Below are 16,523 nucleotides of genomic sequence, written 5' to 3'. Positions count from 1 at the left end.
CCTTAGGCCAGCAAGGTCGGCGTAAAGGCTTCGGCCACCGCGCGTTCGGTGGCCACTTCCTTGGGGTCTCGGAAGCGCGCGAGTTCGCGCTCCAGGTGTGGATGCAGGAGTTCGGCTGCCTCCGCCACGGTCAGCTCGATTCCGAGTTCTGCCAGCGAAATCACGCCCGCGTCGCGCAGCCCGCAGGGCACCACGCACTCAAAGTCGCGTAGATCGGTCCTGACATTTAGCGCCAGCCCGTGCATCGTGGTGCGCTTCGCGAAGCGAACTCCGATCGCGCAGAGTTTTCTATCGGGCGTTCCCTGCGTTCGCAGCCAGACACCCGAGCGGCCATCGACACGTTCGGTGGCAATGCCGAGTTCGGCGACCATTTCGATGACCGCTTGCTCGAGCGCCCGCACGTAGGCAACCACATCCTGTCGACCGTGAACGTGAATGATCGGATACGCAACCAGCTGTCCGGGACCGTGATAGGTCACCGAGCCACCACGATCGATCCGCACGATGGGCACCGACTTATCCGGAGTGTCTTCGTCCGAGGTGCTGCTCCCCGCCGTGTAAACGGGTTCGAACTCCGTGTAGATCACCGTGTCCGGTGATTGCCCGGCCGCCACCGCCGCGTGAAGCTCGCGATGACCGACATCGATCTCGAGGTACTTACTGGGTGCTTCCGAGAGTAAATTTAATAGTTGCACGGCGTCCAGTAAAGCAGAATGGATGCAATAGTGTCGCACCAACCGGTCGCAGTGTTACGAGATTAGTCAGCGGTTTCCGACATCGGCGAGGGTTTGTCGATGGCGCCACCAAAGCGTCGGTCCCGGTCGATATAGAGACCAATCGCGTGCCAGAGGTCCTGCCGGCTGAAGTCGGGCCACAGCGTGTCGAGGAACACCATTTCCGCATAGGCCGATTCCCAGAGCAAGAAGTTTGAGGTGCGCTGCTCCCCTGAGGAACGAATAAACAGGTCTACGTCCGGCAGCTCCGGTTGGTAGAGATACTTTGCAATCGTGTGCTCGCGGATTCGGTCGGGTTTGATGCGGCCCGAGGCGACCTCCGCCGCAATCTGCTGGACTGCCTCGACGATTTCAACACGCCCGCCGTAGTTCACACACATATTGAGCGTCATCGTGGTGTTATTGCGGGTAAGTTCCTCGGCCGCTTTGAGGTCCTTGATGACGCTTTTCCAGAGCCGCCGCTCGGCGCCAGACCAGCGCACGCGGACATCCCACTCGTTGAGTTGATCCCGCTGCCGATGCAGCACCTCGCGATTAAAGCCCATCAAGAATCGGACTTCTTCCACCGAACGCTTCCAATTCTCGGTCGAAAAGGCATAGACGGATAGGTGCTGAACCCCGGCTTGTACGGCCCCGGCCACCACGTCGAGCAGGGCTTCCTCACCGGCACGGTGCCCTTCGGTTCGAGGGAGACCCCGGCGGTTCGCCCAGCGGCCGTTGCCATCCATCACGATCGCCACGTGCTTGGGCACGGCTGAGGCGGGAAAATCGGGCGGGGTAATTCCAGTCCAGTCCAGGGGCTTGAACACGGAGGAGCTTGGGTTAGGCATAGGAATAGATTACGTTCCCGCAGCGCCGCGCATTCGCCAGGCTTCATCCACCGCGGCAAATGACCGCAGCGGACGGTCGAGATGGTAGTTCGTATAGGCCTTCACGATTCTGGATGCATCGGCGCGGGTTTCGGCATCGCTCGCCAGGGCGACGCGCCAGTTTCCCGCGAGTAATGCCCATAGCAGGCGCATGGTGTCGATATGCGCGGCCGTGGTGGCACCGCTACTGGGGCCACAGGATGCACAGACCGCTCCCCCGGCGGCGAAGGAAACTCGCGCATGCGGCCCAGGTTCACCGCACCGGGCACACTCATTGAAACTCGGCTCCCAGCCCGCGAGTGAAAGCGAACGCAGCAGATAGGAGCCGAGCTCCAGTAACGGATCCCGTTCGGCACCTGCGAGCGAGCGCAGCCCTTGAATCAGCAGCGCGTATTGCAGCGGTGCGGGTTCCGCGTCGATGATCTCGTCCACAGATTCGGCCATCGCACTGGCCGCGGCGTACCGCTCGAAGTCGGCGATGATCGCCTCGGTGAAACTCTCGACCGTTACCGCTTGCGTGACCGTCTCGAGCCGAGACCGATCTTCGGGATTTTTTGAGTAGAGCTGCGCATCCACCACGGCGAAAGGCTCGAGTCGGCCACCCATCTTCGAAGTGGTGCGGCGCACGCCTCGGGCGACGGCGCGGATCTTGCCGCGCTCGCGCCCGAAGAGTGTGAGGATCCGGTCGGCCTCCCCGAGTTGTGTCGTGCGCAGCACAACGACCTCGTCGCCATAGGACCGCTGTGCTGCCACGTAACCTGCTTTGCGGAATTACTTTGCGGTGTTACGCAAGGCTCGGTTTACCGAGGACACGATTGCCTTGAGCGAGGCGTTCGAAATATCGGGGTCAATTCCGACACCCCACAGGCGCTGACCATTGGTTTCGAGTTCGATATACGCTGCAGCGAGCGCATCCCCCGAGGCCGAGAGCGTGTGCTCGACATAGTCGTAGAGCTTCACCTCATACCCCTTGCCCTCGAGTGCCTTCAGGAAGGCGTCAATCGGACCATTACCGGCCGTGGAAATCTCACGGGTCTCATCCGCCACGCGCAGCTTCACGTCGAGCACGGTAGTGCCGTCCATTTCGGTCTGGGTGCGCGTGCCGAAAATTTCCAGCCGGCCCCACTTGTCCTCTACCTGCTCGGCAGGCAGGTACTCATGGATGAACTGGTTCCAGATCTCATCCGCGGTGACCTCACCACCTTCCGAGTCAGTGTGCTGCTGCACGATGCCCGAAAATTCCACCTGCAGGCGACGGGGCAGATCGAGATTGTGGTGTTCCTTGAGCAGATAGGCCACGCCACCCTTACCAGACTGGGAGTTGACCCGGATCACCGCCTCATAGGTGCGGCCGAGGTCGCGCGGGTCGATGGGCAGGTACGGTACCTCCCATTCGATGTCGTCTGCGACCTTGCCCTGCTCTTCGGCTTTGACGTCGAGTGCTTCAAAGCCCTTCTTAATGGCGTCCTGGTGTGAACCCGAGAACGCGGTGTACACGAGGTCGCCACCCCAGGGGTGACGCTCGCCGACCTTGAGCTGGTTGCAGTACTCCACGGTGCGGCGAATCTCGTCAATGTTCGAGAAATCGATTTGCGGGTCCACGCCCTGCGTGAAGAGGTTCACGCCTAGGGTGACGAGGCAGACGTTACCGGTGCGCTCACCGTTGCCGAAGAGACAGCCTTCGATTCGATCCGCGCCTGCCATATAGCCGAGCTCGGCTGCGGCCACTGCGGTGCCGCGGTCGTTGTGCGGGTGCAGCGACAGGATGATCGAGTCGCGTCGATCGAGGTTACGGTGCATGTACTCGATCATGTCCGCGTAGACGTTCGGGGTTGCCATTTCCACGGTGGATGGCAGGTTGAGGATGAGCTTGCGCTCCGGCGAGGGGTCGAAGGCTTCGGTAACGGCGTTGCAGATCTCGAGTGCGTAATCGAGTTCTGTGCCGGTGAAACTTTCGGGCGAGTACTCGTAGTAAATCTCGGTACCCGGAGCCAGATCTTCGAAGCGCTTGCACATGCGCACGCCTTCAAGTGCAATCTGCTTGATGCCTTCGCGGTCTTGGCGGAAGACCACTTCGCGCTGGAGGGTGCTGGTGGAGTTGTAGAGATGCACGATCGCGCGCTTCGCGCCGCGCAGCGACTCGTAGGTGCGCTTCACCAGGTGCTCGCGCGCCTGTGTCAGCACCTGAATCGTGACATCCTCGGGGATCTTCTCTTCGTCGATCAGACGACGGAGGAAATCAAAATCGGTTTGGCTTGCCGAAGGGAATCCGACCTCGATCTCCTTGTAACCCATCCGAACCAGCAGGTCGAACATGACCATCTTCCGCTCGGGCGACATCGGGTCAATCAGCGCCTGATTACCATCACGCAGGTCGACGGCGCACCAGCGAGGTGCCTCGGTGATGACCTTGTCGGGCCACGTGCGGTCGGGAAGCTTTGTGTTGAACAGCTTGTCGTACGACACGTAGCGGTCGATTGGCATGTTCGAGGGCTTCTGACGGTTTTCCATTTTCGGAGTGCTCCTGTTTTGTGTGTTTCAGTGGCTAAGCCAACACCGAACTCCGCGACGAGGAAGGCTTAGTTGCTAAGCCTCGTCGCGGCACAGAAGGAGGAGAGTGCCGAAAACGAGCATGGGTCAAGAGTAGCACCGTTAGAACCTGGCAATGACCTGTATGCAATGTCCGCCGTCAAATCCGCCGGTGCTCCAAGCTCCTAGTGCTGAGGTTCTGGTACCGGCTTCCTACTGCTGATTTTCGCTAAAGACGCGCTGGATTTCAGACCAACCGTGCAGTTGTGCCACAACGCGACCGCCGACCACTTGCACCACGTGATGGGCACGGGTGGCGCTACTCGCTTCTGCGGCCGCGTACACCACTGGCAGGCCGTAGTCAGCTGCCAGTACTCGAAGGAGTCCTTCGAGCATATTGCGCTCGCGAATGGGCAGCTGCGCGAACGGATTCTCAGCCGCAATCATCGCCGGTGCCGGTGCGAGCGCACGGCCGATTGCCACTCGGTGTTGCAGTGCTAGCGGCAGATTCGCCACCGGTGCAGTTCCTAAACCACCAAAGCCAAGTGACTCCCCCACGCGTCGAATGCGCGCTTGTCGGTCCAGCTCCGGAGCCTGATCAAGCCACTGCCCGATTGCGCTATCCACCGTTTGCCCAGCGAGCGAGTACGGCTTCGGGGTCAGGATGCCCGCCTGCAGTGGGGTGAGCGAATTAGCTTCCTGCGCCGTTCGCGAAAGACGGCAACCTTGCAGTGCGCTGTCGCCACGCTCCACCGGATCAATACCGATTGCCGCACGCAGCAGCGACTGACCCGAAGTGTCTTGTGAATACAAGACCGTGAGCTCCCCAGCCGCCGCCGTGAAGCTCGCATCAATGAGTGGCGCAATGCCGCTTCGGTACAGCCCAGAAACCTGAAGATCCGTCCCCGAACCACCCAGCGAGCGTGGTGATAGAAGCGGCGCGGACATGCCTCAACAGTAAAGAGAAGCACTTTAGGTTACGTCGGCAGGCATAGGGAAGCCGCATCATCCATCAGGATGATCAAACGTGAGTGGTTGTCACCCTCGAGTACGGAGCGCTAGAGCAGCCCGTGCTCGTATGCGAAGACGACCAATTGCACGCGGTCGCGCAGCGAAAGTTTCGCAAGGATTCGGGAAATGTGGGTCTTCACGGTGGCTTCCGAGAGGAACTCCTGTGCTGCGATTTCACCGTTCGACATACCCTTCGCGGCAAGGAAGAACATCTCACGTTCCCGTTCGGTGAGCGCCTTGAATTCTTCCGGTTCCCCGCCGAGGCGGTTTGGGGACTGCGAAAAGCGTCGAATCAAGTCCGCAGTAGCCTGCGCGGCAAATACTTCGGAGCCCGAGTGCACGGTGCGGATCGCGGCGAGCAAGAACTCCGGATCGGCGTCCTTGAGTACGAAGCCCGAGGCTCCTGCGGCCACCGCTTTTGCGACTGCCTTATCGAGGTCGAAGGTGGTGAGAATGAGGATGCGGGTGTCAAGGCCGCGCGCGATAATTTGCTGAGTTGCTTCCAGGCCGTCCATCACCGGCATCCGCACATCCATCAAAATGACATCGGGTTTTGCTGCCTGCGCAAGACGCACCGCTTCGACTCCATCCGAGGCCTCGGCGACGAATTTCATATCGGGCTGGCTCTCTACGAGCATCCGAATGCCGCCTCGGAAGAGCTGCTGGTCATCAACGAGAGCGACTCGAATCGGGGCGCTGGTTTCGGTGGTGGTGTTCACGGGATGCTCATTTCTGGCTCGGTGCGCGGGGCACGGTTACGTCATCAACAATAGGTTGGGTGTGCTGCAAAGGAATCTGAGGCGCCTCTTCTGATTGCGATATAGGCGGACTCGACACCGAATGATGCAGGGCTTCGCGCACCGGAGGATGCTCCCCAGTGACGTAGGCCCCGGGGTCGCTCGGCAGATCGCATTCCAGAGTGGTGGCAGGCGATATGTAGGGCGCTTCTGCCCGCACCACCCACTCGCAGCCCTCGAGTCCCGCGGAGGTATCACCGCCCACGGCAAGCAAACGTTCCCGCATTCCGATCAACCCGTGGCCACCGCCAGCCTTAATCTTTGGCACATCGGCGATCCGGTTTCGCACGATGATGCGCAGCGTGTCTTCCCATCGGGCTTCGAGATAGGTCACGCTCTTGCGGTCACCGTATTTGAGCGCGTTGGTAAGTGCTTCTTGAACCACGCGATACACCGCGAGTTCGGCAATCGCGCCAATGGGTTGCCGTACCCCAATTACCTTCAAATCCAGACGCAGCCCGGCGGCGCGAATTCTGTCGAGGACGGCAGGAATATCATCGATACCCTTCGAGGGTCCTTCACCCTGCGTGTGACGCAGTTGCGCGAGCAGGCCGCGCACATCCGCCAGGGCTTCGCGCGCGGTCTCAGAAATTGTCTCGAGAACCGGCTCAGCTTTGACGGGATCTCGTTTCATTAGGTACCGGCCACCGTCAGCCTGTGCCACGACAACGGCCAGCGAGTGCGCCACCACATCGTGCATGTCTCGCGCGATCTGATTTCGCTCTTGCTCAACAATGAGCTGCTCTTGCGTCCGCTGATACTCAATTTCAGCGAGCTCTGCGGAGTGGGTTAGTTCATGGGCTTGAATCTGCACCCGCTGGACCATCCCGGCCAGCCAGACCAGGAGCGTGACCAGCACCAGCGGCACTGCAAAAATCAATGAGGTAACGAGGAACGCCGTGGAGCCATAGAAACCGCTCCCCGCGTAGTCTCGCAACAGCGGCAGACTTACCGGAAATAACGAAAGGAAGATCGACTCTATTAGCGGAAACATCACCGCGGCAATACCGGAAAGCCAGATACGCAATCGACTGCCGTTTGCGGCGCAGCTAAACAAGACTACGAGGAGCGCCAAGTCGCCGAAGGAAGGCGGGGCACCCACGAGCAGCTTGATATTGAACCCAAATGTCACCAGGAGAAATGACGGCCACGGGTGGGTACGCCGGGTAACAATGGCGATCGTGTAGGGCACCCAGCTCGCTAAGAGCCGCCAGTCAAAAAATACCTGCCAGTCTTGATCGACTGAAAGTGGCAGACCAATGGTGAGCATGACCACTAGTCCGACAATCAGGTCGGTAATTCGCGCGTGACGCGGTTGGGCTTCCTCCAGGCGCCGAAGCCACTTGGGGCCGCGCAGCGACGGGTTAGAAACCGAGTCGACCAAGCTGCTTTGCGTCACGTTGCCAATCCTTTGCCACCTTTACGTGCAGCGTTAGACTAACCCGGCGATCGCTGATCGCGGTGATTGCTCTGCTCGCAAACTGGCGCACGTTCTTCAGCCGCTGACCGTTCTTGCCAATAATGATGCCCTTTTGGCTGTCCCGTTCGACATAAATATTTGCATGGATCTGGCGTCGACCGGGTTCCTCGCCCTCGTCTTCTTCATCCCACATGTCCTCGATCATGACCGCGATCGAGTGCGGCAGCTCATCGTGCACACCGTGCAGAGCTGACTCGCGAATGAGTTCGGCAACGCGCTGCGAGTAGGTTTCTTCGGTGATCATGCCATCCGGGTACAGCTGCGGGGATTCCGGGAAGAGACCAATGAGTTCTTCGATCAGCGGCTCGAGGTTGATCTGCTCAGTCGAAGACACCGGGATGATGACGTCCCAGTCGCGCAGCATTTCGATCTCCATGAGCTGCTTGGCAACTTCCGGCTTGGGGACCAGTTCACATTTGGTAACGAGGGCGACCTTCTTGGCTTGGGGCGCACGGTCAAGCCATTCATTAATCATTCGGTCGCCGGGGCCAATGGGTTCGTCTGCCGGGATGCAGAAACCAACGACGTCCACGTCGGTCAGCACTTCCTCGACAATGTCATTAAGTCGTTGGCCGAGGAGCGTCCGGGGCCGGTGGATGCCCGGGGTATCGACAATGATGATTTGACCGTTGGGGCGATGCACGATACCGCGGATCGCGCGCCGCGTGGTCTGTGGCTTATCCGAGGTGATCACGATCTTCTCCCCCACGAGCGCGTTTGTGAGGGTAGATTTCCCGACATTGGGTCGCCCAACGAAGGTCACGAATCCGGCCCGATACGCTGCGGGCTCCGCACCTGTGGGCTGTGTTTCTGCCTCGTTCATCTTGCATCTTCCTCAGTCGTATCGTGATTGCGCTTGCGGTTGCTGTGCACGGCCGTGGGTCGCCCCTGGCCGTCGTTGCGATCATGCAGCACCGCGGTGAGAGAGTCCGCCAGTGGCTCCGACAGCTGCGCATCCTTCGCAGCGCCGCCAATGAAACGGACGGTCACTTCGGTCACCCGGTGGCGACGCCCCACACGATCGGCGGTGAGTTCAAGTTGATCCACGACAACGCGATCACCGAGCACGGGAATCTTCCCTAGTGCTTTGGAGAGCAGACCACCGACTGAGTCTACGTCCTCGTCATCCATCTCGATGTCGAATAATTCGCCGAGATCAGCGGTCGACATTCTCGAAGAGACCCGCATACCGCCGTCCGCGAGGAGCTCGATTTCTTCACTGTCACGATCGTGTTCGTCACTAATTTCGCCCACCAATTCTTCGATGAGATCCTCAAAGGTCACCAGGCCCGCAACGCCACCGTATTCGTCGATGACGATCGCAAAGTGAGTGGACTCACGTTGCATCCTTCGCAAGAGATCACTTGCGGCAAGCGATTCCGGCACGAAGGTTGCGGGGCGGGCCACGCTCGCGATGTTCGCGCGGTCGATAGCCGTCCGCTGCATCATTTCGCGGGCAAGATCCTTCTGGTAGACGATCCCCCGAACGTCGTCGCTGTCTCGCCCGATAATCGGTGCTCGGGAGATGCCCGCAGCCAACAGTTCGGTGAGCGCATCGCCTATCGTGGCGGATGCATCCACCGTGAGCATGTCTGTGCGGGCGACCATCACCTCGCGGACCAGTCGATCCGAAAAATCAAATATTGAGTGAATGAGTTCCCGATCTTCCTCTTCGAGAACATCGTCTTCAGCGGCTTCGTCCACCATTGAAAGGAGTTGTTCTTCACTCGAGAGCGAGCCGCTTCGCGAAGTATTGTTCGGGGTCACTGAGTCGCCAATTGCGGTCAACAAATCAGCCACGAGTCCGGTCAGTACCCGCGAACCTCTGATCAACCAGGCCAGAGCGGCAACGGTTACCGGGGCGTAGGCACGGCCGATCGATCGCGCGCTCGAGCCACTGAGCAAGAAGTGCACGATCAGCATGATCACCGCGGTAATCACGAACGCTAACCAGAGGCTTTCGAGCTGGTCTCCCAACCAGACCGCGAGTAGGGCCGTGGCGAGGGTTTCAGCCCCGGCACGGGTGAACTTCACCGAGTGCTCATGGCCCTCGGGGTTGTTCGCGATCCCCGGCAGGAATCGATTCCGCGGCTTGCTTTCCGCAAGATCCGCGATGTCGGCACGCGGCAGGGTTTCAAGGGCAACTTCCGCTGCCGAGAGCAAGGTCGAGATCAGCACCAGGACAATCAGGATGCTGATCACGAGTAACCAGGTCACTTGCGGAAACCGGCCTTTCTTTCTGCCGTCGCGAAGCTCAGGAGGAGATCGCGCTGCAGGTCAAACATTTCTTTATGTTCTTCCGGTTCGGCGTGATCAAAACCGAGCAGGTGCAGGATGCCGTGGGTGACCAGCAGCAGAATCTCATCCACGGTGCTGTGGCCCGCCGCTTGCGCCTGGGTTTCGGCAACCTGCGGGCACACCACGATGTCGCCGAGTAAGCCCGGCGGGGTCTGGCGTTCGATGGAGCCCGGACGAAGCTCATCCATCGGGAAGCTCAATACGTCGGTGGGTCCCGGCTCATCCATCCACTGAACGTGGAGTTCTTCCATTGGGCCGATGCCGACGAACACGATGCTCAGGTCGGCATCGGGGTGGATGCGCAGCTGATCCAAATGGTGGGTCGCGAGGCGCAGCATCTTGGCCTCGTCGACTGCCATATTCGACTCGTTATTGATCTCAATACTCAAAATCGGCCTCCGCTTTTCTTCCGCTCATTCCCGGCCTGGGTGCGCGCATCGTGGGCTGTGTATGCGTCGACAATTTCGCTGACGAGGGTGTGCCGGACAACGTCCGCACTGGTGAGCGTGGAGAAGTGAATATCTTCGATGCCGTCAAGAACGACCGATGCCTGCTTCAACCCCGAAGCGCCACTCGGAAGGTCAATCTGGGTGATATCCCCGGTGACCACCATTCGGGAGCCGAACCCCAAACGTGTCAGGAACATCTTCATTTGTTCGGGCGTGGTGTTCTGCGCTTCATCGAGCACGACAAACGCATCGTTGAGTGTGCGACCGCGCATATACGCCAGCGGTGCCACCTCAACCACATTCGTCGACATCAACTTGAGCACCAGGTCGGGCTCAAGCATTTCACCGAGCGCGTCGAACAGTGGCCGCAAATAGGGATCGATCTTCTCGGTCAGCGTTCCCGGTAAGAACCCGAGGTTCTCTCCCGCTTCCACAGCGGGGCGGGTCAATACGATCCGAGCGATCTCTTTGCGTTGCAGGGCCTGTACAGCCTTCGCCATCGCAAGATAGGTCTTGCCGGTGCCGGCCGGGCCGATCCCGAAGGTGATTGAGTGCTCGTCGATCGCATCCACATATCGTTTTTGCCCGAGCGTCTTCGGCCGAATGGTCCGCCCCCGCGAGGTGATGATTGACTCGCCGAGGACCTCAGAAGGTGCCGGTGCACCGGGAGTTTCGAGTAGCTGGTTCGAACGGCTGACTGCCTGCGGGTCGACCACCGTACCCGTCTTCACCATCTCGGCGATCTCCCGCACGAGCGATTCGGCACGAGACACATCGTCTCGATGCCCGGAGATCGTGAGCCTGTTCCCCCGCGCGAGCACTCGCACACGCGGGTGCTCGCGCTCTATCGTGCGAAGAATTTGGTCCCCCGGGCCCAGCAGATTCACCATCGGCACATCGTCGATGACGATGGACCGTTCAATGTGTTCGAGTTCTGCTGGGTCCTCGGCTGCAGTGTGATCAGATTGCGGCAAGAGTGCCTTCCTCGAGGTCGCCACCGAGCACGTGCGCGTGCACGTGGAAGATGGTCTGGCCGGCCTCGGCTCCAGTGTTGAAAATGAGACGGTATTGACCGCCGGTGTGCTCATTCGCGAGTTGCTGCGCCATTGCCACCACGTGCGCGAGCAGTTCCGCGTCACCCTGCGCGAGTTCGCTCACATTGGCATACGCCGCGGTCTTGGGCACCACCAATAGGTGCACGGGAGCCTGCGGGTTGATATCGCGAATCGCAATGACGCGGTCATCCTCAAACAGGATTTCGCTCGGGATTTCTCGATTGATGATCTTGGTAAAGATGCTGTCGGCCATGTCGGCGATTCTACTGGTCACCACCGACGTAGCCGCGTTAACAGCGCGGCGATTGCGGCCGGGCCCGCGGTGGATGTGCGCAGTACGTTCTCCCCCAGGCGCACCGTGACTGCCCCGGCGCTCTCGAACTTCGCTATTTCTGCGTCCGAAACGCCACCTTCGGGACCAACGATCAGCGTCAGCGAGTCCCCTGGTGCGAGATCATCCAAGGGCACTTCACCAAGACGTACTGCACCGCTCGGGTCGAGCGCGAGAACCAGCCCGGTCGAGAAATTCGTCGCCAGCGCTGCGGTGGTCGCGACCTCATGCACCTCGGGAATCCAGGCTCGGATGGACTGCTTGGCAGCTTCGCGAGCGATGCTCTCCCAGCGCGCTCGGTTCTTTCGCGCCTTCTCGCCGACCCACTTTGAGACTGACCGTTGCGCTTGCCAGGGCACCACCGCATCCACACCGAGCTCGACCGCAGCCTGCAGTGCCATCTCGTCGCGACCACCCTTCGCGAGGCCCTGCACCAGCACAAGCCGTGGGCTCGGTGCCGGTTCGGCCACCGCATCCTCGAGTGCACGCACGACGAACTCGCCGGCAGAGGTGGCGGTCACAACGCCCCCTACCCGGCTGCCGCGACCATTGAGCAGCGTGATTTCTTCGCCCACCCGCAGCCGCGCAACTTTCACCGCGTGCCGAGCTTCGTCACCGCTGACGGTGATTTCATCCCCGGGCGCGGCGGTCTGCCAATCGGGCTGCAGGTAAGCGTGCGCCACTAGCGACCGAACTTTCCGCGCAGCTTCGAAAACAGCCCGGGCTTCTCACGCGAGAGGGTGGGCCCGGCCTCGTGCTTGGAACGCTCGGCGAATTGCTTCAGCAGGTCCTTTTGCTTGTTGTCGAGCTTGGTCGGGGTGCGCACCTGCAGGGTGACCTCGAGGTCACCGCGCTGGGTGGAACGCAGCCGAGTAATGCCTCGACCGCGGATCGTGAGCACGTCGCCCGACTGGGCACCCGCGGGGATCTCGAGTTCGACGTCGCCGTCAAGCCCCGGCAGCGTCGTAGTGGTGCCGAAAATCGCGTCGATCATCGACACTTCGAGGAGGCACTCGAGATCGTCACCATTACGGGCAAAAATATCGTGGTCCCGGACGCGAACCTCAAGATAGAGGTCACCGTTCGGGCCGCCACCGGGGCCGGCTTCACCGTGTCCCGGCAGGTGCAAGCGCAGACCCGAGTCGACACCGGCGGGGATGTCCACAGGAATCGTCACGGTAGCGCGCACGCGGCCCTGGCCGTGGCAGGTTTCGCAGGCGTGCTCGATGATCGTGCCGAAACCCTGGCAAGTGGCACAGGGGGACGTGGAAATCACCGGTCCCAGGATGGAACGAACCTGACGGCGAATTTCACCCGTACCGCCACAGTCCGCGCAGGTCACCGGCGAGGCGCCCGCAGCGGCACCGCTACCACCGCAGTCATCACAGTGGGTTGCAGTCTGGACTTCTACGTCACGGTGAGTGCCGAAGATCACCTCGTCGAGGTCAAGATCAATGCGGATCAGCGCATCCTGCCCGCGTTGCGCACGCGAACGAGGTCCCCGTCCACCGCCCTGACCGCCGCCGAAGAAGGCATCGAAGATGTCGCCGAAGCCAAAGCCTCCCATGCCCTCTTGGCCACCCATGTCGTACTGCTGGCGACGCTGTGGGTCAGACAGGGTGTCATAGGCTGCGGTGACGTTCTTGAACTTCTCCTCTGCCTCCGGCGAGGGATTCACATCGGGGTGCAGTTGCCGGGCAAGCTTGCGATAGGCCTTCTTAATCTCGTCCTGCGAGGCTTCGCGACTGACGCCCAGTGTTTCGTAGTGGTCTGCCAAAACTGGCTGCCTCCTTGGTTATTCGGTCGTGTCGTTGAACACGCGCGATAGGTAACGGGCGACTGCGCGAACAGCCGCGATATTACGTCGGTAATCCATTCGAGTGGGTCCGAGGATGCCGAGTCGGGCTTCACCTCGGTCGGCTATGTATCCGGATGCCAGAATGCTCGTCTCTTCAAACGAGGCTTCCTCGTTTTCGTGCCCGATCGACACCGCCACCTCGTGGTCCTGCAGATCGAGTTCACCAACCAGCCTCAACAGTACGACCTGCTCTTCCATCGCTTCGAACACCGGCAGGATGCTCGAAAAGTCACGTTCGGTGCGGGCGAGGTTTGCGGCACCGGCAATAATCAATCGGTCTTCCCGGTTGGAGTTCATCTGGTCGATGAATGCTGTGACCAGTTGCACGGCGACCATTTCTTCGGTGCCCGTGAACGGGTCTGTCAGTGTGGCAAGCTGGCCCGCGGCCTCTTGCAGCGTGCGACCAACGAGCGTCTCATTGAAGTGATGTCGCAGCTTGACGAGCATCTCTTCATTGATCTCGCGTTCGATTTCAATGATGCGCTGCTCGACACGACCCGAGTCAGTAATCAGCACCGTCAGGATGCGCTTATCGCTGAGCGAGACGAGTTCGAGTCGATGAATCGAGGACGTCAGCAGCGACGGCAGCTGTCCGATCGCCACCGAGTTCGTGAGGCTCGCGAGGGTACGAACCGATTTGAGGACCAGTTCTTCCGGGTCACTCGAGCGTTCCATGAATTCTTCAATGGCTTTGCGCTGCACCGCGGTCAGCGGCCGAATGCCCGAGAGTCGGTCAACGAACACACGGTAGCCCTTGTCAGTAGGGATTCGGCCCGAAGACGTGTGCGGTGCGGCAATCAGCTCCGCCTCTTCGAGCTGCGCCATATCATTGCGAATCGTTGCCGCAGAAACCCCGAATTTGTGGCGCTCCACGAGACGTTTGGAGCCCACCGGCTCCTTCGTCTCAACGTAGTCACCAATGATGGCGCGAAGCACGTCAAGGCCGCGTTCACTCACCACTGACATCACCTCGGTTCTCAATTGCTCGGGGGCACTTGGCCGCGCGGCGAGGACTGCCTCGCAGCTGGCACTGTTCTGGTACGAGTGCTAAGTCTACTTCGGTTTATTCGACCGCAACTGCGTCAAGCAGCACGCGGCGTACGCTGCGAGCGAGCGCATCCAGCCGGATCCCACGCCAGAAGCGTAAAGGTTCGGTGCTTGCCCGACTATGTCAGTGTGCGCGCAATCACATCGGCGAGCAGGCGGCCTCGCAGGGTGGGGATGATCTGCCCGCGGAACGCTGCCGCTGGCTCCACCAGACCGTCAGCGATCAGCTGCGCAACTTTCTCTCGTGTCGCACCCGGGAGATCCTTCGTGGGCATCCCCTCACGCAGTCGCGTGCGCAAGAGGACGACTTCCTCGAAACGCTCTTCTGGGGTGAGCTCCTCATAGCCCGCGGCTGGGCTCTGTTCGCCATTCAGACGATTCGCATAGGCAGCCGGGTGCTTCACATTCCAGAAGCGCACTCCGTTAACGTGACTGTGCGCGCCCGGCCCGAAACCCCACCAGTCCGTGTCCCGCCAGTAGGCGAGGTTGTGGTGCGAGGGGTAAGCACCGCCCTTGGACCAATTCGACAGCTCGTACCATTCGTAGCCAGCCTCGGCGAGCATGGCATCGGCCAACTCATACATCTCTGCCTGCAGATCATCATCCACCGCGGCGATCTCACCGCGACGAATCTGCCGCGCAATCGCCGTACCGGTCTCAATAATCAACGCGTAGGCGGAGATATGGTTCGGCGCCATGGCAATGGCTTGCGTCAGCGACGTCCGCCAGTCCGCCAGGCTCTCCCCCGGTGTGCCATAGATGAGGTCCACCGAGACTTCGAGCCCGACGTCCTTCGCCGCCTGCACGACCTCGGGCACTCGAGCCGGGTCATGGGTGCGATCGAGTGTGGCGAGCACATGCGGCACTGCCGACTGCATCCCAAAGCTCACGCGCGTCACACCACCGGCGTGAAGCTCTGCGAGATAATCGCGATCCACGGAGTCCGGGTTCGCCTCCACGCTGATTTCGGCGCCGGGAATAATGCCGAAGGTATCGCGGAGTCGCTCCAGCACATCCACGAGTGCGCTGGCAGGAAGGAGCGTCGGTGTGCCGCCGCCGAAGAACACGGTACTCAGGGCCGAGTTGTGCCCGCGATCGTTGAGCACGCGCTGTGCCAGCGCGATTTCCTTGACCACCGCATCCGGGTAGGACTCCTGCGAGACCGATCCGAGTTCGGTGGCGGTATAGGTGTTGAAGTCGCAGTACCCGCAGCGGACGCGGCAAAACGGAATGTGCACGTATGCCCCGAATTGACGACCGCCAAGCCCTTCCCGCACGCTCGCGGGAAGGGCTCCATCGGCAGGTACCGGCAGTCCATCGGGAAGCACGCTAGGGGGCAACTCGACCGTTCGTGTTAAAGACCTCGGCGGTGATGGGCATCTGCTCGGCCCAAAGCGCTTCCATTTGCTCCGCACACATCTCGATTTCCCGCTGCGGGAATGACGGGAACTGCGAGCCCGGCACGAGACGACGAAGGGAGAGGAAGTTCATCAGCGAGCGGGCGTTCATCGTCACGTACATGGACGAGTAAATGTTCAGCGGCAGCACCATCCGGGCTACCTCACGAGCCACACCCGCATCCAGCATCTTCAAATAGCTGGCATATGCGGCCTCGGATGTCGCGCGAACCTCAGCGGCGACGAGTTCAGTCTGTTCGGGAGTGCCGGGAAAGAACTCGTACTTGCCGGGTTTGCCTTCCTGGCGCAGGTTGCGCTCGGGCGCAGGCACATAGAAGGTCGGCTGCAGCTGCCGGTAGCGTCCCGATTCCTCGTTGTAGCTGGCAATGCGGTGACGCTGGAACTCACGGAAAACAAAAATCGGCGCCTGTACGTAGAAGGTCAACGAGTTGTGTTCAAAGGGGGTGCCATGGCGGTCCCGCATCAGGAAGTTAATCAGTCCACGGTCGCGCTTGTGTAGATCTTCGGCATCGTCCGCTTCCGGACGGCTCTGTTCGCCAATGGTGGACACGCGAGCTGCAAAAAGCACATCGCGATCTTGCGCTTGCGAGCGCACAAGTTCGACAGTTACGTCGCTACGGAATTCAATCTCTTCTGTCACCGCAATA

Annotated in this window: 17 protein-coding genes; all 17 read right to left on the bottom strand. The window is 60.6% G+C overall.

Annotated elements, in window-relative coordinates:
- Positions 1-2: 2 nt before the first annotated feature.
- The 17 genes from lipB to thyX all read right to left on the bottom strand — a co-directional run bounded on the left by lipB (position 3) and on the right by thyX (position 16,516).
- Complete coding sequence (gene lipB / locus F8O05_RS07105) at positions 3-695, bottom strand: lipoyl(octanoyl) transferase LipB (RefSeq protein WP_158052053.1); 693 nt, start codon at positions 693-695, stop codon at positions 3-5.
- 62 nt (positions 696-757) lie between these two features.
- Positions 758-1,564: an isoprenyl transferase gene (locus F8O05_RS07100; protein ID WP_158052052.1), complete on the bottom strand. Its 807-nt coding sequence runs from the start codon at positions 1,562-1,564 to the stop codon at positions 758-760.
- Between the two features lie 9 nt (positions 1,565-1,573).
- Positions 1,574-2,356, bottom strand: a complete 783-nt coding sequence (gene recO, locus F8O05_RS07095) for a DNA repair protein RecO (protein WP_158052051.1) — start codon at positions 2,354-2,356, stop codon at positions 1,574-1,576.
- 18 nt (positions 2,357-2,374) lie between these two features.
- Positions 2,375-4,114 carry a 2-isopropylmalate synthase gene (gene leuA / locus F8O05_RS07090; protein ID WP_158052050.1) on the bottom strand — a complete coding sequence of 580 codons (1,740 nt, stop codon included), beginning with the start codon at positions 4,112-4,114 and terminating at the stop codon, positions 2,375-2,377.
- A gap of 231 nt (positions 4,115-4,345) precedes the next feature.
- Entirely contained in the window at positions 4,346-5,080 is a 735-nt protein-coding gene (locus F8O05_RS07085; protein WP_158052049.1) for a P-loop NTPase family protein, read from the bottom strand.
- Between the two features lie 110 nt (positions 5,081-5,190).
- Positions 5,191-5,862 (bottom strand): response regulator, encoded by a 672-nt coding sequence (locus tag F8O05_RS07080; RefSeq protein ID WP_158052048.1) that lies wholly within the window; start codon positions 5,860-5,862, stop codon positions 5,191-5,193.
- Positions 5,863-5,869: 7 nt separating this feature from the next.
- The gene (locus F8O05_RS07075; RefSeq protein ID WP_158052047.1) at positions 5,870-7,339 is read right to left on the bottom strand and encodes a sensor histidine kinase; all 1,470 of its coding nucleotides are present in this window, start codon (positions 7,337-7,339) and stop codon (positions 5,870-5,872) included.
- On the bottom strand, positions 7,305-8,243 hold the full coding sequence (gene era / locus F8O05_RS07070) for a GTPase Era (RefSeq protein ID WP_158052046.1): 939 nt from the start codon (positions 8,241-8,243) through the stop codon (positions 7,305-7,307). The genes F8O05_RS07075 and era overlap by 35 nt, the downstream gene beginning before the upstream one ends.
- The gene (locus F8O05_RS07065) at positions 8,240-9,637 is read right to left on the bottom strand and encodes a hemolysin family protein (RefSeq protein ID WP_158052045.1); all 1,398 of its coding nucleotides are present in this window, start codon (positions 9,635-9,637) and stop codon (positions 8,240-8,242) included. Before F8O05_RS07065 ends, era begins: the two co-directional genes overlap by 4 nt.
- Positions 9,634-10,107: an rRNA maturation RNase YbeY gene (gene ybeY / locus F8O05_RS07060; protein ID WP_158052044.1), complete on the bottom strand. Its 474-nt coding sequence runs from the start codon at positions 10,105-10,107 to the stop codon at positions 9,634-9,636. The genes F8O05_RS07065 and ybeY overlap by 4 nt, the downstream gene beginning before the upstream one ends.
- The gene (locus F8O05_RS07055) at positions 10,104-11,057 is read right to left on the bottom strand and encodes a PhoH family protein (RefSeq protein ID WP_158052101.1); all 954 of its coding nucleotides are present in this window, start codon (positions 11,055-11,057) and stop codon (positions 10,104-10,106) included. The genes ybeY and F8O05_RS07055 overlap by 4 nt, the downstream gene beginning before the upstream one ends.
- A gap of 70 nt (positions 11,058-11,127) precedes the next feature.
- Complete coding sequence (locus F8O05_RS07050) at positions 11,128-11,475, bottom strand: histidine triad nucleotide-binding protein (protein ID WP_158052043.1); 348 nt, start codon at positions 11,473-11,475, stop codon at positions 11,128-11,130.
- Between the two features lie 17 nt (positions 11,476-11,492).
- On the bottom strand, positions 11,493-12,236 hold the full coding sequence (locus F8O05_RS07045; RefSeq protein ID WP_158052042.1) for a 16S rRNA (uracil(1498)-N(3))-methyltransferase: 744 nt from the start codon (positions 12,234-12,236) through the stop codon (positions 11,493-11,495).
- Positions 12,236-13,330, bottom strand: a complete 1,095-nt coding sequence (dnaJ, locus tag F8O05_RS07040; RefSeq protein WP_158052041.1) for a molecular chaperone DnaJ — start codon at positions 13,328-13,330, stop codon at positions 12,236-12,238. The genes F8O05_RS07045 and dnaJ overlap by 1 nt, the downstream gene beginning before the upstream one ends.
- 18 nt (positions 13,331-13,348) lie before the next feature.
- Positions 13,349-14,371: a heat-inducible transcriptional repressor HrcA gene (gene hrcA / locus F8O05_RS07035; RefSeq protein ID WP_158052040.1), complete on the bottom strand. Its 1,023-nt coding sequence runs from the start codon at positions 14,369-14,371 to the stop codon at positions 13,349-13,351.
- A 206-nt stretch (positions 14,372-14,577) separates the two neighbouring features.
- Positions 14,578-15,786: a radical SAM family heme chaperone HemW gene (hemW, locus tag F8O05_RS07030; RefSeq protein ID WP_225735785.1), complete on the bottom strand. Its 1,209-nt coding sequence runs from the start codon at positions 15,784-15,786 to the stop codon at positions 14,578-14,580.
- A 1-nt stretch (position 15,787) separates the two neighbouring features.
- The gene (thyX, locus tag F8O05_RS07025; RefSeq protein ID WP_158052038.1) at positions 15,788-16,516 is read right to left on the bottom strand and encodes an FAD-dependent thymidylate synthase; all 729 of its coding nucleotides are present in this window, start codon (positions 16,514-16,516) and stop codon (positions 15,788-15,790) included.
- Positions 16,517-16,523: the final 7 nt, after the last annotated feature.

This window comes from Gulosibacter chungangensis, assembly GCF_008831155.1.
Classification (GTDB): Bacteria; Actinomycetota; Actinomycetes; order Actinomycetales; family Microbacteriaceae; genus Gulosibacter; species Gulosibacter chungangensis.
Note: the sequence above shows the minus strand (reverse complement) of the source record. Positions and strands in the feature narration are given on the sequence as shown.